Here is a 220-nt window from a genome sequence, read left to right as displayed (position 1 = left end):
ACGCCTACAGAGAAAATGATCATCCAATTACTTCAAAAGCAAGAGCAACGTGCTTTGAATTTACTGTATGAGCATTAATCAAGTAGTCTGTATGGTGTCATTTTAAAAATTACAATTAACGAAGAAATTGCGGAAGATGCCTTGCAAGGAACCTTTGTAAAGGTTTGGAAAAATGCAAGTAAGTATGACCCAAGTAAGGCTAACTTATTTAGTTGGCTGT

Annotated in this window: 1 protein-coding gene; it reads left to right on the top strand. The window is 35.5% G+C overall.

The window, feature by feature from the left end; genetic code table 11:
• Nucleotides 1–87: 87 nt before the first annotated feature.
• Nucleotides 88–220 (top strand): RNA polymerase sigma factor (locus tag ACRHOC_RS15625; RefSeq protein ID WP_431159494.1); only part of this gene is annotated, 133 nt, incomplete at its 3' end.

Source organism: Winogradskyella poriferorum (assembly GCF_050618035.1).
In the GTDB taxonomy this organism is placed as follows: domain Bacteria; phylum Bacteroidota; class Bacteroidia; order Flavobacteriales; family Flavobacteriaceae; genus Winogradskyella; species Winogradskyella poriferorum_A.
Note: the sequence above shows the minus strand (reverse complement) of the source record. Positions and strands in the feature narration are given on the sequence as shown.